Below are 23,190 nucleotides of genomic sequence, written 5' to 3' on the forward strand. Positions count from 1 at the left end.
TTTTTGAAGGCGCTACTTCAAGATTAAGACCTGTACTTATGACTGCTATAACATCAGCTTTAGGTTTGATACCGATGTTAATGTCTAATGGTGTTGGTGCAGAAATACAGCGCCCATTAGCGAGTGTTATTGTTGGCGGCTTGGTAACTGCAACACTGTTAACATTATTTGTTTTACCTGTTTTATATCGCTGGTTTTCAGAGAAAAAAATAAAAGAGCTATCCAGATAAAATGACTGTGAACTCTAACCCCACGCTAAAGTCACGTTTAGCGTGGGGTTATTGAGTAGATGAACGAAAAGAAAGATTAGATTTAACAATAAACTAATAGTCATGACTGCTTTGTCGGAATATTTGTCGTTAAACAGGCCAAAGCTAACTTCCGCTTTCGTATCTTTGCAGTCTTAATCTTTATGTGTCTCAAGGTCGGCTTATGGCACAGAGCCGTCCTTCGGCTCTAACTCATTTATGTCCAAAAACGCGCTAGAGTGGCCGTCTGCTCATAGCTGCATATCAGGTGGCTTCTATACTTATTAAGCTACTTCAAATTATGATTGTTATTAACTTTGATCCCATGATTGATGTCAAAGAGCAGCTTCACTATGCTTATATTTAGCTTACCCAAAGACAACCCTCATAGAAGCACGTAATTATCGCTGGTATGTGTAAACTCAAATCGCCCCGATTTATCTGATATGTCATAAGTAGATTTAGTATCATTATCATGGTGATATAAAAAATCACTTTGATGAGTATGATTCAACACTTTGCATTTGGATCTTACTAATAATATGGCAACTATAGTGCACGTTAAACTCTGTATTAATCTTTCGTTGGATTTAAAAAGTAGATAACACTTTGGTTGCTAAATTTAGGTGGCATTCGTATAGAAAACTTGAAGATAACATTATTTATTATTCACTCTCGTTACGGCCAGCGTTACCCATGCTTTGAATTTTTACTTCGTACAGGTGGGAAAGCTCATGCTTTTCTTCTTGCGAACGAAAGCGCAGTTCGTCTACTTTTTCGAGCGCATCACGCAGTGAATAACCGCTTTGAATTTTGTTTTTGATCTCGCTAAAAATCTCACCGATTTTGTATTCAATGGTATCTGGGCGCTCCGCACGAAGCTTAAAGCCTTTAAGGTATGGAAATAACTCACCATCAACAAAATCCATTAAGTCGCTGCCGGTTAAGGCGTTATCGTGATCAAACTCACCATTAGCAGTTTTAGGCGCAGCCCAAGAACTCCAGCGGTATTTCTCATCGATAATGTATTGGTAGTCTTCTGCGATCAATTCGGCTTCTTGCGACTTTGTAAACTCTAAGTCATCAAGGTATTTTAAAAATAGCATCCACGACGATTGCTCGGTGTAGTCTAGTTCGCTAGAACAGCCAGCATTTTTATGGAAAATGTCGTCGATATTTTAAAGGTTTGATCGAACATGTAAATTAAGTCCTTGTTAGCCAATGAGTTTGAGATGATTTTTTTGCTTAAAGCAACTCACTCGCTTATTTATATTTCTGAGGTAATAGTGATTAATATACCCTAATTAATTAAAAAATTAATAATATATTAGTATCAAGTAGTTTTTGGTTAATCTAGGTCAATTTTATACTTTTTCCTTGCCGGTAGTATCTCTTCAAACTCGCAATTTAATGCGTTTACTAATTTATATAAGGTTTCGAGTTTAATATTAACATTACCTCTTTCCATTTTTCCGTAATTACCGCGCTCTATACCGACATAGGCGGCAAAGCCTTCTTGCGAATAACCTGCTTCTTTTCGTTTTTCTCGTAGTTTTTCACCAAAATTTTTAACTAAATCACTCACCAGATTCCCCTCAAGGCAAAATGATTAGATTTTCATGTTGAGGGCTTAACTACCACGCCCTATAATACCCATTATTATAAGAAGTTTATTAGGATTTACTTTGAAATTTGACCCTCTCGTAGCTCAAATTATTGTTGCACCAAATTTTGATAACTTTACAACAAGTGATGTGCGCTCGGCGTACTTAGCATTAAAAAGTGATTCTTCTTTAGTACCTACCGCAGTTAGGCGAAGTATATACGCAGAACTGCTCAAGCTTGTTAAAAAAGGCTGGCTGAAAAAGGTGGTATCAAATAAAAAAGGATTTACGCGATTCAATAAAACAGAGAGCTTTGATGTTGAGGTAATTACTCACTTAGCTAGTTCAATACCTATTTCAATCACAGAAAAAGAAAATGATAAACATGCGCTGTTACTTAGTAAGTTAAACCATTACAAAGCCGAGTTATTATTGAATATGGGGGAATCAGAGGCGTATAAAGAGCTCTATTTGGAGTCACCCGAACTGGTAGATGAACTACAGCCACAATACAACAAAGCAAGAGACAACAATACCAGAATACTTGGCAAGATTAGAGCGATTGAAGGCTTACTGAAGCAAAACGAAGCATTAGAAAAAATATGAAACTAAGACTATGGCAAGCCGAATGTATTAATTTTGCGCTTACACAATATCAGAACGGCAATAGCCACTTTTTAGCCTTGGCAACTCCTGGGGCGGGTAAAACTTTGATGGCTTCAGAATTAGCTAACCAGTTATTAAAAAGCAATATGGTCGATTTAATCATTTGTTTTTCACCGTCGTCTATTGTTTCCCAAGACTTTAAGGAAAGCTTACAGCTAAAAACGAATGAACGATTTGATGGGTTTATTGGCGCTAAAGGTAGAGCTTTAACCTATCAAAGCTTACAGTATTTAGATGTGCACTTTTGGCAACTATTTGAACGATATCGTGTTTTTGTAATATTTGATGAAATTCATCATTGTGCAGGCTCTAATATTGACAATGCCAATGCATGGGGTGAGCAGATAATACTTAACATTCAAAATAAAGCACAGTACACATTAGCCTTAACAGGCACTCCCTGGCGCTCTGACGCTGCTCCTATTGTTCTTTCATCGTATCAACAGCCTAACAATAAAATAACGTGTGACTACGTTTACGGGCTTTCTGAGGCTATTGGAGATAATGTTTGTCGGGTTCCACAAATAGTAGCTGTTGATAATAGCCGCATTACAGTTGTAGATGACGCTGACACCAAAACATTTAACTGCTTTAAAGCGTTATTAAACGACTCTGGCGTTTCTTATCAAGAAATTATTGAAAATGAAGCGGTAATAAAATACATGATTTCTTCAGCTCAAAAGAAGCTGACTTCAATCAGAGTGAAAACCCCCGATGCAGCGGGGTTAATTGTTGCATCGTCTGTTGAGCATGCCCATCAAATCTCTATGTTAATGCGAACTCAGTTTGACGAGGGTAGCACTGTTGTAACCTATCGAGAAAATGAACCTACAAGTATTATTCAGCAGTTTAGGTATGCACAAACTAAGTGGATTATTTCTGTTGGTATGATTAGCGAAGGTACAAACATCCCTCGTTTGCAGGTTTGCTGCCACCTTACAAACATAAAAACAGAAATGCATTTTAGGCAAATATTGGGCCGTATACTGAGGGTAACAAACTCTAAAAACCAAGAAGCTATTATGTACATGCCCGCCGAACCTAAGCTTTTAGAGTATGCGTATAGAGTTAATCAAGATGTTCCTTTTGAAGCTGATGTAGTTAAGTTTGAAAAGATGAAAGCTACTGCTAAAGAGCCTACAGAAGGTAAAGATTTAAGTAAAATGACTTTTAATAAGAAAAATAAAAAACCTTCCAAAGCTCAGTTTGATTTAGATAACTTTGCTGACTTTTTTGATCAGCCAGTTATGAGCAATAGGCCTGAAGCGACTGAGGAGCATTTTTTAACCGGTGCCTATGAGCGAATAATTAATATATCAGGCCGCTTTCAGCAAGAGGCTATTGCTTTGGGGTTAAGTGAATTGAGATAGACTGTTAATTGATCTCTGCAAAAAAACACTGTATTTTTATACAGGCTTCATTTTTTATTAATAAATATGCGAAAAATAATTCATGTAGATATGGACGCATTTTATGTGTCTGTAGAAATTAGAGACAACCCAAAGCTAGCGAATAAGCCCGTTGCAGTTGGTGGTAGCAGGAGCTCTAGAGGCGTGCTCTCTACTAGTAATTATATAGCGAGGCGATATGGTGTAAGAAGTGCAATGCCGACAAGTGTAGCACTGCGAAAATGCCCTGACTTAATTTTGGTTCCGGGCAGAATGGAAGTATATAAATCGGTAAGCTCTCAAATTAGAGAGATTTTCGAACGATATACAGACATTATTGAGCCCCTAAGCTTAGATGAAGCATACTTGGACGTTACTGATTGTAAGCTCTTTAGCGGTTCAGCCACGCTAATCGCACAAGATATATGTCGCTCTATCCATAAAGAATTAAATCTCACAGCTTCTGCTGGCGTTGCACCAATAAAGTTTTTAGCTAAAGTTGCCTCTGACTTAAATAAACCAAATGGTGTTTATGTCATTCCCCCTAAAGATGTAGATTCTTTTATCGATAATATGGAGTTAAAAAAAATCCCTGGTGTTGGTAAAGTAACTAATGAAAAGCTACTTCTTAATAACCTTAAGTTTGGTAGAGACGTGAAAGCATCTAGCTTAGAGTATTTAACTTCTAAATATGGAAAGCTTGGTCGATTGTTATGGGACCGATGCAGTGGAAGTGACGATAGACCAATTATGGTCAGTAGAGAAAGAAAGTCGGTAGGTGTTGAAAGAACGTTCCCTGAAGATATATTAGATCTATCTATTCTTGATGATATTCTCAAAAATAAATTACTCCCAGAGCTTCAAAAAAGAGCCGAAAAACAATTGTTAGATAGAGGTATCAGCAAGATTGGCGTTAAAGTTAAGTTCTCTGATTTTCATCAAACAACTAAAGAGTTTTCAACAGATAAAATTGACTTGGCCATTTTATCTGAATTATTAGTTGAAGCCTTTGCACGAGGAAATGGAAAAAAAGTACGTCTACTTGGTATCCACATAGGGCTTACACCTAATAAAAGTGAAACAGAGCAAATTTCATTTGAGTGGTAGTACGATTTAAGGGACAGTCTATTGGTAAGCGCCACTTAAATTGAGATTTCACGGCAGCTTGAGAATAGTTTGAATTTCAAGCACGGTGTAGTGTTGGAGTTTATTAGTTAGAGCCTGCTTTAAATTAAAGTAAGGTTAGTTAAGGTTTAGGTTTAGGTTTAGGTAAATATTTTAATGGTCGAAAATTTATTACATTAAGTCTTTAAAAACTTTAGTCTATAGATACGGAATTTATCAACAGGCTATTTCCGGTATGTGCCATTTCCGGACGTTCGTAACGCGTCAAGCAGGGGCGCAGCTTTGTTGCGTCCCTGCTTGATTGTTAGCTACTTTTCGCCTTTTGATCCGCTGTCGGAAGCGCTTGTCTTACCTCCATCAGTGTTGCCCTTAAAGATCACATTTTGTGGACCAATTGGCTTAGGAGCTGCTGAAGGCGTTGGCAAAGGGGCTGCACTGGGAGCCGCTTGCTGTCCTTGGTTGCTGTTACCCGAATCATTATCGGCCATATTTTCTTCCTTTTTTTGGGATATATTATCAATTAAATTTACTTGGTAAACCTTATCTACTGTAGTAACTCGTTCGTAAATATAAAAAGGCGAAGCACAGAATAGAAAGACAAAGGCAACAACCACGAATAAGGTTGCATCGTGTAAGTAGTTACCTCTTTTTATATTGTTTGCACTATTGTGCTCAGCGGCTTCCGACAACTTTTCGTCAAAGTATTCATCAAAATCAATAATTGCTTTATCGACGCATGAGCCATTTGTATTATGCCAATTTTTAAGATCTTCTAGGTGTTTTCTCAACTGTTTCGCTAGCGGTATTTTTTGATACGAATATCCTAAGAATGTCCGAACCAGCTTATAAACAGAAATTAACATGCTTCCGATAGCAAGAAGTACAAACAACAAAAACAAATATGTAGCTGGTTCATTTGAGTACCTAAATCCAGTAATTACAGCAGCAAGCGCTCCACCGAGTATCGTTAATGCAACAATAGGTGTATTTGTCGCCGAAGCTATACCGTTCCTCTGCTCAAGCTCAAAATCATATTGTTTTTGAAAAACATCCCTATTCAAATCTCGCCTCCGATATAGCTAACGCCCCCAAAAGGGGCTGATAATAGTTTACTAAAATGTGCAAAGTAGCGGAACCGAGCAAACTATTAGCAGTTCCGTGCTTAATGTGCTTGTTAAAGGGCTGGCTCGCTTTCTTGAGTAACTGGAACTGCCGACTCTAACTCCAAAATTTCTGAATACAATGTGATTAAGTGTTCGATCGTCAAATCTAATATCGGTTCATACATGAACGAATTAAGGTGAATGTTCGAGCTAACAGTAATGCTAACCTTTTCAAGAGTGCTGATAGCTTGACTATCAGGTAATTCTTTTATGTATGACTTTATTAGAGCACCAAACTGATTCATTGATTGACACCAATAAGTATCATCAGATTTTATTTTGCGCATTTCTTCGATAAGAAAAATTTCAGATCTCATTCTGATAGCTATTGATAAAAGGACTTTATCTTCTAAATTAAGTCCCTCATGGTTAGCCCTATCTTTGATCTCATTTGCTTTATTAAATAATAATTCTTTGAAAGAATTTGCATCGTTCGTCGGGTAATTCGTACCAAATAACCGATTATAGATCTTATAATACTCACCTATAGTAATTTGGGCTGTGTCTTCTTTCCAGTGCAATAGACTAGTAAGCTTCAAGTAATCAGGATCAGTTTCGCCTTTAATATACTCGAGCAGATTTCTTGTAAAAGGTACTGTCGCACAAAGGATGAACTCACTATTAGTTATGTTTCTTTTCCACTTTCCAATAAAGTAGTTTTTTATACCTTCAGCTTGAGAGAGCTCTATACCATTTTCAGTTCTGTTAGCCATTAAACATCTTTCACGATGAACAAAGTTATTTGCCAAAGTTCTAAAGAAATCAAAATTATGAGTCAGAATTAATTGTGAGAAATGTTCAATCTCAGAGATATCCTCAAGGTATTGAACAATAGCATGCTTATTTTTGTAATCGAAAGAGTCTGCTACATCGTCAATAATAAAAAGAGTCTCCGCTGATTTTCTTTTTCTATCTTCTACTTCAAAGATAAAATTAAGAAGATAAAGTGCGCGTTTCTCTCCTTGGCTTAAAGACTTAATTTCACTTCTAGTACAATCTATACGATCATCACCATCTTTAAACGTGAACTTTAATTGTGCTTTATCTTTACCTAATGCTGCTTCAACCTGATTAAATAATGAAAGAGTAAAAGGCATGTCGACAAAACGATTATTAAAAAGCTCTATAGCTACAGACCAATTTGGAGCTTCTGTTGCAGCGTCTAATTCGATTTGTTGCAACTCAGCTTGATTGTCGGAGAAAGCTTCTAGGAATACATCAGTATCAGGACAATTTTGAATATAAAAAGCCCATAAGCTCCTTTTAAATTCTGCTTGGTTATCAGGTTTTACATTATGCAAAAGTAGCTCAACCTCAGTTGCAGAAATATTTTCCAACAATGAAATTAATGCTTGAGTCTGTGCATTTTTAGCTAAATTAACTCTTAACTTTTTAAGTTCATCATCACTGTCAATTGACTCATGTACAACCCTCATTTTTTCTTGCAGTTCTTCGTAATTAATTGAAGAAGCCTCACCTTGAAGATGAACTTTATGCCCACCGGCAAAGTAACCTTGCTTATTTAAGGTGCTGAAAGATATATCTGCTTTTGTAGGGTTAAAAACCCCTCTACTGTATATTGTTCCTTCTTGATTAAAGAGCTCTTGATAACGCTGATTAAACTCATCGGATTTTGATAGAAACTCAGGACTTTCTAGTATCGAAATGGCTTTGGGGTCGAATATTTCGTTATAGATAAAACTTTTTAAATCATCACCAATAACAATTTCTTTTGCTAATTCTATTGCTCTAACAAAATTATCTGTTTGAAAGTCATTTATCAGCCTATTTTCGACTTCACCTTTTTTTAGTTTGGACTTTTTTTGGAGTGATGTTTCAAGCTTTGATTTCAATTTGTGAATGTTAGAAATTAATGTGTCATATCTAATCTTACTCTCTTGATTAATTAGAATATTTGTTACGGCTTCATTATCAGAGCTTATTTCTATTTCAGATTTAAGAACGTATATTTGTTCCTTTTTAATTTCAACATTATCAACTTCAATAGTACAAGTTGGTAGGCGATTAAAGCGTTCTTCTTTTGGCTGTTCGCCTTTTGATAAGGCATCAAAAGTTCTAGAAAACGATGTTTTCATCAGTCCGTTTGGGGCATAGATTGAGTAAGCTTTAGTTTTTCCTCGGGTGTTAGATAAATCAAAAGTTTCATTTAATGAAGAAATACCGTAACAGTTTTCAAAACGTACTTTAAGGTTATCCATAACTCATCCTTTTAATTATTAACCGAGGGTAGATTAATCATCTAGCCCTGTAACGCCGCACTAAGCGGACTAAAATGGTGGGTTGAATGTGTGCGAAGCAAAACGTAACCTATTGTTTTACTCTCATTTAAGTGCCTAGTTAGCTGCTATATATTCTGAAGTTCATTTTTCATTTGTTTTATTAAACTAGTTCGAATAATTTCATTTTGTAGACCTAGCTCAGTAAGAATATTTGTTAACTCAGTTTGTTTATCTTTATCATTCATACCATTGGGAGTCGCAAGATACTGCATAAAATCAGTAGATAAATCCTTTGTTTGCTCCAAGTTGATAAGTAAATCATTCAATAAACTTTCAGCTTCATCAGAAGTGCTCAGTCGCAATTTGTTTGTTTGATTTTTTACTTCGACAAAAGCCAAGTTTAAGTCGTTACATAGTAAGAGCATTTCAGAAAAGTAATCTGAAAATGAAACCTCTACACTTTTCGTTGAGCCGTCACTATCCTCAATTGATTCAAGCAACCGAGTCATCATAGGCATCATTCTTTCTTTAAAGATGACTTGCCCTTGGCTCTGGTACTTATCTAAGTCGTTACAAAAGTCAGAGTACACTTTCCTTTTATCTTCATACTGATATTTTCGGTGTTCAATCTCTAAGTTATGCTCTTTTTTTACTTGCTCTACCTCTACAACGAACTTCTTTTCTACAGATCTTTTTTCTTCTTCTAATCGCCTAACATCTTCTAATAATGCGCGGTTCTGTGCTTTCTTTTTAAGGTATGCAGCCACATATCCAGCTATAGCACCAAGAATAATTCCTATTAAAATTTCGATTGGAGACTCCAAAGTATTCCTTAGCAGCTAACAGCTTTATCAGTGGACACTTTCCTATTTTAGCGCGAAAACGTCCTTATTTTATGAATCCCTATTAATAGCAAATAGCGTAAACTATTGCCAGCTACAAATATTATGCTTTCTGTAGCCTATATAAACATGTAAAAAAGAGGAAAGTTTCCTCTTATTCTTACTAAGCTAATAACAACTTACTTAAATGACTGGTTTTCGCTCAAATAAGACCCCGAAAAGTTGCTCATATATCTATCTAGGTTAACGCTATCAAAAAACAAAAGTATATTTCCGGTAATTACCCTTGAAGCCCTATAAACGGAAGTTTTCTTCCGAAATATAGCAATATAGGCTTACAAACCGGAAGCTTACTTCTGCTTTGTATTTTAAGATTATAAGCAGGTGTTTAGTGAAAGCGGGGAAGTCCAGTGAGCCACCTTACTCAGTGTGGAATATGACAATTTATATAAACTTGCTCTAATTACTAAAAGCGCATATTTCTATACATTTATTTTATAGGCCTAGTTTTAGCCTGTAATCTAATGGCATTTTATCTATAGCTAAATCGAGCACTTCTTTAGTTGTTCGTGCTTTAAGTTGATTTAATTCGTTTTCGATATCTTGGTGACTCCTCACAATAGCTTGTTTCTTTCGAGACCGAATCCCCGTATTTTTTTGTCTATTTCTTTGCTTAATTTGTTCTTTTTCATACAACTCTAACAAGGCGATATTTATTTCATCAAAAAACTTAAGAATTGAAGGGCTAAACTTTGAAGTTCTGAAGATACTTTGAGAACTAATCTCCATTTTTTCTGCAACTTCAGACTTTAATATCTTATACAAAGATCTTTGTGTTTTATTATTAGCAACTTTTCCAAACTTTTTGATGTTTTCTTCTTTTTCTTCTTTAATTACCAAAATAATTTGCCAAGACTTATATGTAGTATGATTCTCATCATCAATTACCCACGATGGTCTTTCGGGTGTATGAGACTGAATATATTTATCATCTAGAGTTTCTAGGAATTTTTCTCCAATTAACTCATCCAAGTCAATATGATCATTTGCCATATATTGTATTCTCTTGCTGAAGCTTTAATTCAATTGTCTTGATTGCAGTTTCGATAACCCCTAAAATTTTCGCCACTGCTTCCGAGTTTGATGATTGTAGTTGCTTTATTCGCTTATAGCCTGAGCGTAAAGTAGGTAAATGTGATTCCAGCATGAAACCTAACGTATTTTCGTTAAGAGCTTCTTTCACCATCGGTTGAATTGTTGTCCAAATACCTCTTAAGTTTCCAGATGTAATAACAGCATTAGTGCAATTCAAACAGAACTCTGGTTTGGCATCTTGTGGATTAATACTGCCAAATTTGGCGCATTTAGCCCTTATTTCACCGCTATCTCTAGGAATACATATAGCAAAAATGCTTGGCTGAATACTAATGATACGCTCGTTGATACTCGACCTTAATGTATTAAACTTATCTACACTTACTGGCTTAGTAAGAGCAACAGCTTTTTTGACATAATGAGCAAAACCACCAATATACTCTTGCCCTACTTTATCTGAATCAATGAGCAACGAATCCACAATAGAATTAAGATAACGTTGACTTGCACCTTTCATTAAGCCTCGAACGTCTTTATTTCGAAGATACGCCATAAAGAACGAGCTATCTAAATGACAAAATTGATGCTGAATCACGGCACCTATATCACCATGATATCGAGTTAATACGGCTTCAGCCCAAATATGTCTCAATGCATGTGAAGATGGATAACGAACTCCCACTAGCAATTCATTAACAATATCATTCATAGCTTTGTTGTCTAAAACCACAGTTCCGGAGCGAAGCAATTTTTTTGTTTTTTCAGAAAAGTAAGTTTCTATTAACTTTTGATGTAACTCATTGTGGGTGAAACCAACGGATATAAAAGACTTTAATGAAGCTTTAAACGCTCTTTGGGCTCGAGAGCTAGAAAAAGAAGTACAAGACAATCTTTTCCAATCCCGTTTTACCTCTTTTGCTGTAGATAATAGATGCTTATACCGAGCGCTTTGGGGATCATACATGTGACGTAATCGATCAAAGTCTTTTAACTCATCACTGTTCATAAATTCCACATCTTTAGAATTCAATAGCGCTAATTTAAGAACATCATTAAAAGGCTGATAACTATACACAAAATCTTGCCAGTTTGCCTTCACCCTTCTTTCAATAAACATCTCAGATTGAGTCGTCACTTTCTTCCCTTCACCGCATTCATACAAGCATGGATCATCGAATGAAGCACTGAATAAGTTATTTAGCTGTACTGCGATTTGATAGCACTGCGAAGTAATCTCTCTCTTAATTTTAGTTTTCCCATGAGTTTTTGGAACAAGCCAATTTAACTTAAAACGAAATGGTATATGTGAACTATCAAGAATATCTATGTTTGGTTCTATGTGAATTGCATTTAACGGAAAACCAAACTCACTTTTTCGATAACCTAGCCAAGCAGCAACAAGGGTAGTCATAGCATGAACAATATTATTCAATGTAGCCTTAAAAGATCTATAATCAGGCCTTAAACCTTTTTTTAGAATCTTATCACCGAAACATTCAAGGGTTCGCAAAAACTCCGCTTTTTTCAGTTTTTTTGGTAAAATTATGCCTTGCATTTGTTCATAGACGCATTCAATAGTCACTTCAGCTAATTTATGACTTTCAATAAAAGTCTTATCGAGTGAAGCTAAATAACTATCCCATATCTCTGTTGGTGATTTTTGCACATCCAAATCATAAAACTTTGCGAGCATTAAAATACGAATTATTTCAACGCCATCGAACCGCATACCAAGACCGAGCTTGATTACTAGCTCTTTGATACACTTTTCATTGAGCGACATGGCACTCTCAAACAGCTTTTGATACTCGCTGAATGCAATTTCTTGCACCTCATTAAATAAGTCTTTGTGATTAATACCTTTTGTGTGTTTCTTATGGGGGTCTAATTTGTGATGAGTTAACGAAGCTACCACCACATCGTTTATCCTGACGTGTAACTTTGAATCCAAAACTCTATTGTAGGTCTCAGCTACTTTTTTAATGGTCTTCTTACATATGGCCATATATAAGTAATCTTTTTGGTAAACCAACCTTAAATAATCAATATAGTACTGCCCAAGCTCTAAACCTAAAAAGTTAAAACTCCCCCCTAATCTATATTCACTCAGTGTTATACCTAACTGTGATTGGCATACATTATCTAGTATGATTTCAACCTTTTTTTGCGTAATATTATTATCTATGACACCAATAACACCTAGCGCTTTAAGTTTGTTTCTTGTAATGGCAAGAGGTATAAACTTGATAGCTGCACTAAAGCTCGGAGGAGATAAACGATTATAAAATCCATTTTCGTTAACTGACTCACTTAAATATGAAATCCAAAAATCTTCTAATTTATTTGAACTTAGATATAGAGCTTTATGGAAGTTTAGGAAAGCAAAAATATGTATTACTATTTGTAAAATAGAAGTAATACCGTATACATTATTTTTGGGGATAGTAGCGATAAAAAATAATTTGGCATATTCTTTAGCTGACAGTGGGTATACATCTCCCCCTATTTTTAAAGTTGCAGATCCACTTGAATTAATGTGAGGCATGTCAAACAATGAAAAATTAATTTCTGTAACGTTATTTATATTGTGGTGTTTAAAATAGAATACATCATCGAAAATTATTCCTTTTTCCTTTATAAAACAAGGGTGTGAGAGCAGCTTTTGATTTTGATCTTCCCAAAACATTTCATATGCAGTTGTAGAAAAATTTAATTTCATATTAAACCTCATTAAATAGAATGAAAAACACTAACTACAACGCGGTTTTTAATTGCATTCTCGAATATGGCCTGTCCAGCCTCTTGACTTTCTTTACTCAACTGACTCAGAGTATGTTCTGCCCACTCTACAGTAGGCAAAACTGTCTTATAAAGGTATTCAGAGTTTCGGGATAATAACTTTTTATAATGCTTCTTAAATTCGTGTAAATAATTGAACATTTTCCATGCAACAACAGCACTATCCATGACATACAAAAAGGATAATTTTGGTGTATCCTCAACACTATCGAGAGCTGATACTCCCACTTCATTAATTTCACCTTTATTTTGTCCGGTTATAATTCTAAGTCTAGATAACATCTCACCCGCTTTATAAGACACACTTTGTGTTACTGACATGAATTCACTATTAAACCGCTCAACAGCTTCTTTCTTACCCTTGGTATTTAAATCTTCAAAATCTAGATCATACACATTATTAATTAAGTCCAACATGACTTCTCTAGTTATACGTCCTGCTGAATTAATCCAGTTTTCATTCTCACTATTCAAATAATGCCGCTTTTCAGTTTGATTAGAGTGTGAGTTTTTATTAATGAGGTAATTAAGCGTGTAAGGGTCACTAAAAGCATGTACAGCGCTATTTTTTATAGCCTGAAAACCAAAGAGTGTAACTGGGCAAGTTAAATTTGTTGTTGCCACAGGTTTTGATGCATCTTCAACTAAAAGACCATTATATGGGCCCCCCTCAATACCAGCGTAACCACCAGTATTTTTAATCAATGAAATTAATGCTCTAGGCATAGACAATGGTATATTATCTAGCTTACGATGGTGTTCAATCAAATAGTTTGACAATACTCTTGTCGTTAATAGGCAATAAAGAGTACCAACTAGTGAGTTAACCCCATTACTAATTACAAGGGCCCTTTTTTCAACAAGATACTCACTTTCTTTTCTTAAAGACAAATATGATACTAGTGCTTCACCTTCAAGAGTACTAACAGAAAGAGAGCGGGTTGTATGAAATACCTTTGCCCGGCCTTTAAAGTATTCACATTCAATATTTCTAACTTTGCCTCCAACCTTCAACAGGCGAAATGATCCTACCGTAAGCTTTGGTATGTCAAAAGGTTGAACACATTGAGATGCCATCAACCATGAAAACATTAATTCTTCTATTACGGTTGCAGGGGGGGAGAATTTATCAAGAGTAATTTGTTGCAACACTTCAAAGCTAAATAAGTTACCTGGCATAACCTGAGAACAAGTACCTGCGCAAAATACAGAACTGACCTCTCCCTTAAATTGCGATTGACTAGTAAAGAGGTCATCACATTGCGTTTTAGAAGCTAAAGCTGATAGTAAAAATTGGAAAGATTTGAAGTTATTCGAATTTGATAATAATACTACTTCTAAAGCCCCTTTTAGCACGCAGCTAGGGGTTTTCATTCTATGGTAAGCAGAAAGCAGTCGATATATTGTACTCCCAACAAACTTTCTTTTTTTTGTATGAGAGAGGTTTTTAGGAATTAAAAATAAAGAAAAATCAACTCCCTCTGACTTGAAAAAGCTATGTAACTCCTGCTTATATTTGGCCAGTACATTAATAACCGTAGATGCAGTTAAGCTTAATGATTTAACAGTTAGGTTCGGTGAAGCTAATACATTATACAACTCATGTCCTATTCCCACATCATCACGTCTTAACCAACTGATTGAACCAAAGTAACTTGCTAAAGATATTTGTGTTTTATTCAAGTTAGGACTAGCTTTTGTTTTCCTAAGCTCGTATAAGTAGCTGAGCTCTGATGAAGTTAGCGCTTCATGTAGCTCAATTGATTTATCTAATGCATGACAAAATAATGTCTTCAGTGAGGTAAGCCGACTTACCCCACCATGATTACTCATTTTATCAAATTGATATTCTTCATACTCTTTCAGGATCTCAAAACGGTTTGTTACCACTGCGATGTTTAACCATTCCACAAAACGAGGAGCAATACTTAAAAAGAATTGCTTGGCTGAAAGTGCCGCTGATTTATCAAAATAAGCGTAGTTATATGCTGCAACAATAAATTTATATAAAACCTCTTTATCTGGGTTGTTGGTGTCGGTCATTCTAATTTTTAGTTTGATCAATTTTGAGGTTTTACGGACTATAATTTCTCGTGCCTCAAGTGGGTATTTAAATTCACCTACAAACTCTTTATGATTAAACTCCGATTGAAGAAGTTGCTCATAATAATCAGAGCTTTTTGGTTTCCGAACTTTTTTCTCTGAATCTTCCATCTTATTGTTCTCCATTAACAACCAGTTTTAGTAAACGCTCTTTATAACCGCAAGAATGTATATATAATTTGGTTGTTTGATTCGAACTATAGCCATCTACCTTATGGCCCATACGCCTAGCTGTCTCAATGTAAGTTGCAGACTCAGTGGTGATTGACTCAAAATTTTTGCCACTATTCCTGCACAGCTCGTAAAATACATCCGTCCCAAACGAGTGTCGCAAGTGATGGTAAACAGCCCCTCTTTCGAGGATCTGGCAACCTGTATATAATTCTGGATTTTCATCTATACTGTTGATAACTTTAAGTAAAACTTTATGAAATGTCCTAGAACCATATTCAGAGGATAAAACGCATCCCTTTGAGTAATTATTGGCGTTAGATACAAATAGATTATTGGAGTTGGTAATTGGTCTTTCAGTAGAATAGTAGCGTTGCATTTTCTCTAGTAAAAACCTTGGTATATAAAGAGTCCTTGAACGTCCATATTTGGTATATAGAGAAGAGAGATGGTATTCAAATTCATGTTTATCGGCTTTTTTTTCTAATTCAGAGAATAAGCTCAATAGACCACTGTGTTTTTTCTGGTTTGCAGTAAAATCTTTTAGTAAAAAGCCTTGATTTTCTTTAGTCCGACAACCTAAGTCACCGCCAGTTCGCAGTATAATTTCTTCGAGTAGTGTCCCTGCTCTGCGGTATAATAGCTCTCTAGTTGCAGGTAGAAGGTATTTAACAAGCAAGCATTGTTTGTTATTGGCTCTTGATAGTGTTCGGTGAGATGAAAACACAAAAATATTTTTATATTTATTATCAAAGAAATAACTTAACCAATTGAAGTAACTTTTCAAGGAGTAAACAGCTTTAGAAACAGCAGCTTCACTCTTACCTTGAGTTTTAATAAGGTAGTTATTTATATATCCATTAATAACATCACTAGGCAAAGCAGTATGGTTAGTTAAGGACATTTGAGAGCCTGATAGAGATTGCATACAAACCCAATCTAAGAAAAGGCCAAGCTGATTACAACGAACATACTGCCCGTCGAAAGAAGTTTCTACTTCCTCAAAAAAGTGGATGATTTGATTAGTAATTCTATCTTTTTTTACTTTGAGCTCAATATATACCCCTCGCTGAGTTATATATCGAGCGTAAAGACAAGGTAAAATTAAAGGTGTATTATTATCATCTAAGTAGATCCAATGCTTATTATATTTCTTATCATGAAACCTCTGCATTTAAAAACAACCCTAAGTTACTCTCTATAACTTAAGAGTAGCAGAGATAATTTAACTTACATTTAAAACCGCAAGAATACACCCCTGAGTTTAAAAGCAGTCCATATCTATATGAATAAACTTTTTCATCACACAATAACAACTGTTTATTTATACAGCCATTATTGTGGAATCACTTTTAATTAGCAAGCATGTTATTGCTTAAAAAGAGCGTTTACTTTTCTTTGGCTTATTAAAACAATACATCCAAAATAAAATTTCTAAAGAAAAGCCTAATAAAATCAAAACAATTGCCCCAGCCTCATTACCCATAGCGTAACAAGTAAACGACGCTATAAAAACGGTGCATGCCAATAACCAATTAATTATATTCTGCATAGTTATCTCCTTGTGTGTTAATAGTTACTATAGCCATGAATTTAAAGAGGTACAATTTTTACTCAAGGGTTTTTATTTAGCACTGTTGTTTTTTTAAGGTTAAGGTTTGTTCAATCTGAGGCAGTTTACTCGCGGCGCGAGGTTTATAGCCTAATTGTTTAAATAAAAAAGGCGCAAAGCTTCCATGTCCTGCTTACGTCCCTTATTTACATCCATGAGGGCAATACAGAGTAGCTCTACCCCTAGTTATAATTCCCTTGAGCTCATCCGACCATATTGCTAATCTAAATGCTTTAAAACTAAGAGCAATAAATACATGGAAACGTTTAAACAACAACACCCTATTCATACCGATATCACTGTGGCATGGGGCGATATGGATGCCCTACAGCATGTTAATAACTGTGTTTATCTGCGTTATTTTGAAATAGCCAGAATCGATTTTTTAAATAAATTAAATTTATTTGATACCATCAACTCAAAAGCCACGGGGCCTGTGATCAGTGAAAATAATATTCGCTATAAGCGTCCAGTTACCTTTCCCGACACATTGAGCGTAGGTATTACCATTAGTGATATTAAATCTGACCGATTTGTAATGAACTACAGTGTGTTTAGTCATGCGCAAAACGCGATAACAACCACCGGCATGTCAAAAGTGGTGATGTTTGACTTTAAAACAGGCCAAAAAGCCACGATCACTGAGCCATTGTTATCGGCTTTAAAAGCAAACTCTCAAACCGAATAATTAGGATTAGCAATGCAATATAGTCAATTAGGCAGTAGTGGTGTTAGCGTTTCAAGAGTGTGTTTAGGTAGCATGACCTGGGGAGTACAAAACACCCAACATGATGCCGACCAACAGATAGCCTATGCGCTTGAGCAGGGTGTGAACTTTATTGATACAGCAGAAATGTATGCTGTTCCTCCCTCTCCCGATACCTACGGTAAAACAGAAGAAATTATAGGCAATTGGATAGCACGTAATTCACAAAAACGAAAAGACATTGTTATTGCAACTAAAATTGCCGGTAATGGGCTTTCATGGATCCGTGATGGCGGTGATATTACTCGCCAAGCTGTTATTGATGCCGTTGATCAGTCTCTAAAGCGCTTACAAACAGATTATATTGACTTATACCAATTACATTGGCCAAATCGTCGCACTCCTCATTTTGCAAGGCAATGGCCTGGCATGCTTAAATTTACTGATGTCGATGCAAAACAACACACCGCTGATATGCTTGATATTTTAGAGGGGTTAGATGCGTGTGTTAAAGCAGGAAAAATTAAGCATTGTGGGCTTTCTGATGATACGCCTTGGGGAATTAGCCAATTTTTAAATTTATCAAAAGAGCATAACTTGCCAAAAATGGTGTCTATCCAAAACGAGTTTAGCCTAGTACATGCCAAAGATTGGCCTTATTTAATAGAACAATGTGTACATGAAGATATTGCTTATTTACCTTGGTCACCATTGGCCGCAGGGCTATTAACCGGTAAATACCTAAATGGAGCACGCCCTGAAGGCTCCCGCTGGACATTTATGCAGCGTAACGGTATTTTTCGTGATACGCCACAATCACAACAGGCGACCAAAGAGTATGTTGAACTTGCCCATGCACACGCTATCACCCCAGCTCAATTAGCGCTGGCTTGGAGTAATCAAGTTGATGGAGTGACATCATCTATTATTGGTGCCACTACTATGGCGCAATTAAAGGAAGACATTGATGCGTTTGACCTAACACTAAGCGATGACGTGTTATCAGCGATTGATATCATATTTAGAAATAATCCAATGCCTTACTAATGAAATCAAGCAAAGGGTAAATGTTATTCAATAATGTTGATTCTTTGCTATTCTTTATGTTTATTTTTTAAGCGCTAAGGTATAATTAAATACAGTCATTTAATAAAGAATTATCAGCTTTTTATGGATACAGCTCGTTATTTCTGCCTGCTATTTTTAATATTCTCGAGTAACAGTATTAGCCAATCTAAAAATCAGCTCACTGAAATTTTATGGCTACAAAGCAACACACCACCTTTTCACTTAGACTCAGAGAATACTCAAATGGGCTTGTGTGATAATTTAACTAAGCAACTAATCAGTAGTATAAAGGATGTAAAACATACTCGATTATTTGTTCCACAAAAACGAATTAATAAATATATCAAAGAAGGCAAAAATGTCTGCTTTCCATGCGTAATCCATAAAAAGAGCACCAACGAAGTCTATACATACTCACGTCCTACCTCTATCTACCCTGAGTTTAGTATTATTACAACTAACCAAAAAGCAGAAACACTTACTAAAGCACATGGTAATCCTATAAATTTAATTAGTTTACTTAGCGATGAACGCTTTACCTATGGACAAGCCGCAGCACGACGTTTTTCACCACACATAAATATGATTATTGAAAACTCTTTGAGCCATCATAACGTGTCCTTGAGCTTAAGTAGTGATAATGAGAGTGGCGTTGTGATCGATAGGTTGAGGCATGGCTTTTTAGACTACTCGCTCGATTACCCTTTTATGGCCAGTTACTTTAACCAGCAACAACACCCTATAAAAATAGTTAGTATACCCATAGCTCAAAATACGCGCTCATTAATCAAAGGAGCTGTAGGCTGTGCGACTAATGCGCCTAATGATTTTGCTAATCAGGCAATTAAGAAAATTAATGCGGCATTAGAAAGTACCATACTAGAATCAGCGGCTCATCAACTAAGCCAGCGACACTGGCTAAGTGAACATATCGATAATTTTGATAAACAATATTATCAACACATAATTAACTTTGACTCACAGACCAATGATGCTCCAATAAACACTGCTGACCAGAATAAAGAGCAACGTTGAACTCTCGTCCAGTACTAACCATCCCTACGCCAGCAGGAGTGCCAGTCATAATAATGTCGCCTTCTTCGAGGCTCATAAACTGACTAACCTCAGCCAATATTTGTGCAGGTTGGTGCAACATAAGTTGGCTATCACCATGTTGAACCGGCTTGCCATCAATATGTAATTCAAATATAAACGATGTCATTTCTGGCGTTAATTCAATAAACTCACTAAATAATGCTGAGCCATCGAATGCTTTAGCACGTTCCCACGGCAAGCCCTTTTCTTTTAAACTGCTTTGCAAAGCGCGCTTAGTCAAATCAAGTCCAATCCCTACGCCCACAAGTTGTTTATTTTTAACCACAAAGCATAATTCAGTTTCATAATGCAACGTATCACCGTTATGGGAAGAGAGTAAGGTATTAGTGATCGCGCTATTAGGCTTATTAAAAATTACCATTTGCTCAGGGTGTTCGTTGTTTAATTCAGCAATATGCGCACTGTAATTGCGCCCCACACAGACTATTTTTGAAGGCTGTATGCTCTGCGAAGCCAGCTTTATTTGATTCATTTTCTCACCTGTTAATTACATAACGCTTTTAATATTTCGGCATACTCTCAAATAATTAACGCAAAAGCGAATGCAGTTTTATTATGTTTTTATGATAACTATTGAGCTGAATATAATCAATCACATAGAATGGAATGAAAGTAAGAAGGGACTAATTTGGTAGGTTTTTGTATACGCGGTTTTAAAGCAATAAGCAGGTACATTTAGTACCTGCTTATTGATGTTTGTTAATAGGTTATTGACTACTTACAAGTAACACTACTTTGCTCGGCAGCATTTGCTGTAATAGCCAGCTTAGCAATAGATACATGCCAATCACCTTGCGTGCTTAACTGCCAAGGGGTGAACACTTGTGCTAAATCAACACCTTGCTCTGCAAAACAACTTAAGTTGATGTTTAATGTTTGCCATTGACCTGATTGCTCAAGGTTATCAGTAATATCAAACTTACCCTGACAACTCTCACCACACCCCATACCAACCCATAACGGACTAGCCGCGGCTTTATCTACTTTAATTTGCATTTGCAGTTGGCCATTACTCTCAACGTATGAGCGTAAGTCAGATGGGAATGCCGCGGCTAAATTAACCCCAGCCATTGCTTGGCCATTAAAACGAATAGCGCGCGCATCTTCTTGCACCTCTTTATCAAATGTTTGGATGCTCACCGCACCTAATGACTCGCGACTGCTCGCCACCGTTTTTTGTTGCTCACCACTTTTTAAAACCAGTGACCACGGTGCTTTAATTGCACGCTCAAACAATACTAAATCATCCAGTTTTTCAGTCTGTTGAGTTTGCTCCACCAAGTCATCTTTTAAGACATTACTATCGTTGTAAGTTAAACCAAAACCATAAGGAAGTAATGGGCTGTAAGCTTCGTCGTTACGGTTTTCATTATCAATTGGATTATTAGGCCATGAAAACGATAATTTCCCTTTAAAGTCATGATTAATTGAACCGTCTGCATTTTTAAACAAGACATCGCTAATAGCATCGCCTTCACTACCTGGAAGCCAAATAGCAACGAACGCATCACTGGCGTTAAGCTCAGCATTAACCCACATAGGGCGACCGCTTATAAATAATGAAACAACAGGAATTCCCGCATCTTTAAACTTACGCAGTAGCGCTAAGTCGCTTTTATTACCGCGCTGGTATTCGAGGTTATCAACATCACCATTACCCTCTGCGTATGGTTGCTCACCAAACACCACAATGGCGACATCAGGGCGTGCTGTATATTCCCCTTCAACGCTCAGCGCTGCACTGCCACCAGCTTGCTCTACAGTATCTTTAATACCTGCATAAATAGAGCTGCCACCAGGAAAATCACTGTTTTTATTACCTGTACCTTGCCACGTAACACTCCAACCACCCGACTGCATACCTATGTTATCAGCCCCTATGCCTGCGACTAATACGTTGGTTTTAGGTGATAATGGCAGTAACTGCTGCTTATTTTTAAGTAATACTAAAGACTCGCGTACAGCCTGTTTAGCCACTGCACGGTGATCGCTACTACCAATAATTTCAGTTTTTCCAGACAGGGGACGCTTCGCAGGGCTTGGTTTATCAAATAACCCTGCACGCATTTTAACGCGTAAAATACGCGTTACTGCATCATTAATTCTACTGAGTGGGATTTCACCGCTATTAGCTTGGTTAACCAAGTTGCTAAATAATGGTTTCCACTCATCCGGTGCCATGTATACGTCTAAGCCCGCATTAGCCGCTTGAGCACAGTTACTATTAGAACAACCTTTAACCTGCCCGTGGCCATTCCAGTCACCGACAACAAAGCCATCAAAACCCATTTTATCTTTAAGCACATCGGTCAGTAAATATTTACTGCCGTGAATTTTTTCACCATGCCAGCTATTAAACGAGGCCATTACCGTTTGTGCACCTGCACCCAAACCACCAACATAACCTTGAGCATGAAGCGCAAATAATTCTTCTTCAGAGGCGATATTATTACCTTGATCATCGCCATTCACAGTACCGCCATCACCTAAAAAATGCTTAACCGTACTGACTACCCGCGTATCTGATAAAAAGTCTTCATCAACAGCGCCTTGTAAGCCTTTAACAATTGAGGCTGAATATGCTTTTACTATTTCAGGGTCTTCAGAATACCCCTCGTAAGTGCGACCCCAACGATCATCTCGCACTACGGCAACCGTAGGTGCAAATACCCAGTCAATACCGGTAACCATAACTTCACGCGCCGTTGCTGCGGCAATTTTTTCAATAAGTTCAGGGTTGTTCGCCGCCCCTAAACCAATATTATGCGGAAATAAAGTCGCACCAATCACATTGTTGTGTCCATGTACCGCATCAGTGCCCCACATTGTAGGGATCGTGCTGCCATCGAGGGAATCATCAATAGACGCTTGATACATCTTTTCAGCTAAATCAACCCAGTCTTCGGGGGTTGCATGTTTATTGTTATTTGGAAACGAGCCACCGCCGTTTAAATAGGAGCCAAAGCCATATTTACGCATATCTTCAACCGTAATGTGACGAATTTCAGGTTGGATCATTTGCGCTATTTTTTGCTCTAGCGTCATGCTCTTTAACATATCTGCGATTTTTTGCTCCATTTGAGCATCGCTTTTAATACCGGTCTCTATTGTTGGCCAAATTTCTTTTTGATTTGTCGCATCGCTAGCACTGTTAGAGGGTTGCGAACAACCGCTGCTGGTTATTGCTGCTAGCATCAGTGCAGTGACTGAAAAAGTTCGTTTAATAATCATAGCATTCACCTAA

The 23,190-nt window shown here is 36.7% G+C and carries 19 protein-coding genes; 7 read left to right on the plus strand and 12 right to left on the minus strand.

Translation table 11 applies throughout. From position 1 onward, the window contains the following. Window positions 1-230 (plus strand): efflux RND transporter permease subunit (locus tag N523_RS18880; protein ID WP_036959666.1); only part of this gene is annotated, 230 nt, incomplete at its 5' end. Window positions 231-913: 683 nt separating this feature from the next. Here the strand turns inward: N523_RS18880 and N523_RS0103515 are convergent. Beyond that, window positions 914-1,423 (minus strand): type I restriction-modification system subunit M N-terminal domain-containing protein, encoded by a 510-nt coding sequence (locus N523_RS0103515; RefSeq protein ID WP_331280062.1) that lies wholly within the window; start codon window positions 1,421-1,423, stop codon window positions 914-916. Window positions 1,424-1,596: 173 nt separating this feature from the next. Continuing rightward, on the minus strand, window positions 1,597-1,833 hold the full coding sequence (locus tag N523_RS0103520; RefSeq protein ID WP_028834328.1) for a helix-turn-helix domain-containing protein: 237 nt from the start codon (window positions 1,831-1,833) through the stop codon (window positions 1,597-1,599). A 100-nt stretch (window positions 1,834-1,933) separates the two neighbouring features. Here N523_RS0103520 and N523_RS0103525 point away from each other — a divergent pair, with 100 nt between their 5' ends. From N523_RS0103525 to dinB, 3 genes are all read left to right on the plus strand, one after another. After that, on the plus strand, window positions 1,934-2,458 hold the full coding sequence (locus N523_RS0103525) for a hypothetical protein (protein WP_028834329.1): 525 nt from the start codon (window positions 1,934-1,936) through the stop codon (window positions 2,456-2,458). After that, window positions 2,455-3,888, plus strand: a complete 1,434-nt coding sequence (locus N523_RS0103530) for a DEAD/DEAH box helicase (protein ID WP_028834330.1) — start codon at window positions 2,455-2,457, stop codon at window positions 3,886-3,888. Before N523_RS0103525 ends, N523_RS0103530 begins: the two co-directional genes overlap by 4 nt. 66 nt (window positions 3,889-3,954) lie before the next feature. Continuing rightward, complete coding sequence (dinB, locus tag N523_RS0103535) at window positions 3,955-5,013, plus strand: DNA polymerase IV (protein WP_028834331.1); 1,059 nt, start codon at window positions 3,955-3,957, stop codon at window positions 5,011-5,013. Between the two features lie 326 nt (window positions 5,014-5,339). Here dinB and N523_RS0103540 read toward each other — a convergent pair whose 3' ends face one another. The 8 genes from N523_RS0103540 to N523_RS19515 form a co-directional block, all read right to left on the minus strand. After that, window positions 5,340-6,092: a hypothetical protein gene (locus N523_RS0103540; RefSeq protein WP_028834332.1), complete on the minus strand. Its 753-nt coding sequence runs from the start codon at window positions 6,090-6,092 to the stop codon at window positions 5,340-5,342. Between the two features lie 113 nt (window positions 6,093-6,205). Continuing rightward, the gene (locus N523_RS18885; protein ID WP_051440306.1) at window positions 6,206-8,413 is read right to left on the minus strand and encodes a hypothetical protein; all 2,208 of its coding nucleotides are present in this window, start codon (window positions 8,411-8,413) and stop codon (window positions 6,206-6,208) included. 146 nt (window positions 8,414-8,559) lie between these two features. Then, window positions 8,560-9,258, minus strand: a complete 699-nt coding sequence (locus N523_RS0103550) for a hypothetical protein (RefSeq protein ID WP_028834333.1) — start codon at window positions 9,256-9,258, stop codon at window positions 8,560-8,562. Window positions 9,259-9,771: 513 nt separating this feature from the next. Continuing rightward, window positions 9,772-10,329 carry a hypothetical protein gene (locus N523_RS0103555; RefSeq protein WP_028834334.1) on the minus strand — a complete coding sequence of 186 codons (558 nt, stop codon included), beginning with the start codon at window positions 10,327-10,329 and terminating at the stop codon, window positions 9,772-9,774. After that, window positions 10,319-13,090 (minus strand): hypothetical protein, encoded by a 2,772-nt coding sequence (locus N523_RS0103560; RefSeq protein ID WP_028834335.1) that lies wholly within the window; start codon window positions 13,088-13,090, stop codon window positions 10,319-10,321. Before N523_RS0103560 ends, N523_RS0103555 begins: the two co-directional genes overlap by 11 nt. Before the next feature lie 11 nt (window positions 13,091-13,101). Beyond that, complete coding sequence (locus N523_RS0103565; protein ID WP_036949848.1) at window positions 13,102-15,384, minus strand: hypothetical protein; 2,283 nt, start codon at window positions 15,382-15,384, stop codon at window positions 13,102-13,104. A gap of 1 nt (window position 15,385) precedes the next feature. Beyond that, window positions 15,386-16,618, minus strand: a complete 1,233-nt coding sequence (locus tag N523_RS0103570) for a site-specific integrase (protein ID WP_028834337.1) — start codon at window positions 16,616-16,618, stop codon at window positions 15,386-15,388. A 201-nt stretch (window positions 16,619-16,819) separates the two neighbouring features. After that, window positions 16,820-16,996 carry a hypothetical protein gene (locus tag N523_RS19515; protein ID WP_013464196.1) on the minus strand — a complete coding sequence of 59 codons (177 nt, stop codon included), beginning with the start codon at window positions 16,994-16,996 and terminating at the stop codon, window positions 16,820-16,822. A 316-nt stretch (window positions 16,997-17,312) separates the two neighbouring features. On the opposite strand from N523_RS19515, the gene N523_RS0103580 reads away from it, so the two are divergent. The 3 genes from N523_RS0103580 (at window position 17,313) to N523_RS0103590 (ending at window position 19,865) form a co-directional block, all read left to right on the plus strand. After that, complete coding sequence (locus N523_RS0103580) at window positions 17,313-17,744, plus strand: acyl-CoA thioesterase (RefSeq protein WP_028834338.1); 432 nt, start codon at window positions 17,313-17,315, stop codon at window positions 17,742-17,744. A gap of 12 nt (window positions 17,745-17,756) precedes the next feature. Continuing rightward, window positions 17,757-18,809, plus strand: a complete 1,053-nt coding sequence (locus tag N523_RS0103585; protein ID WP_028834339.1) for an aldo/keto reductase — start codon at window positions 17,757-17,759, stop codon at window positions 18,807-18,809. Between the two features lie 123 nt (window positions 18,810-18,932). Beyond that, on the plus strand, window positions 18,933-19,865 hold the full coding sequence (locus tag N523_RS0103590) for an ABC transporter substrate-binding protein (RefSeq protein WP_010390904.1): 933 nt from the start codon (window positions 18,933-18,935) through the stop codon (window positions 19,863-19,865). Here the strand turns inward: N523_RS0103590 and N523_RS0103595 are convergent. Together N523_RS0103595 and N523_RS0103600 are read right to left on the minus strand one after the other, a co-directional pair. Continuing rightward, on the minus strand, window positions 19,798-20,418 hold the full coding sequence (locus N523_RS0103595; RefSeq protein ID WP_028834340.1) for a fumarylacetoacetate hydrolase family protein: 621 nt from the start codon (window positions 20,416-20,418) through the stop codon (window positions 19,798-19,800). The two genes, N523_RS0103590 and N523_RS0103595, sit on opposite strands and share 68 nt — an antisense overlap. A gap of 242 nt (window positions 20,419-20,660) precedes the next feature. Continuing rightward, window positions 20,661-23,177 carry a glycoside hydrolase family 3 protein gene (locus tag N523_RS0103600; protein WP_028834341.1) on the minus strand — a complete coding sequence of 839 codons (2,517 nt, stop codon included), beginning with the start codon at window positions 23,175-23,177 and terminating at the stop codon, window positions 20,661-20,663. Between the last annotated feature and the right edge of the window lie 13 nt (window positions 23,178-23,190).

This window comes from Pseudoalteromonas sp. 23_GOM-1509m, from assembly GCF_000518425.1.
GTDB classification, from domain to species: domain Bacteria; phylum Pseudomonadota; class Gammaproteobacteria; order Enterobacterales; family Alteromonadaceae; genus Pseudoalteromonas; species Pseudoalteromonas tetraodonis.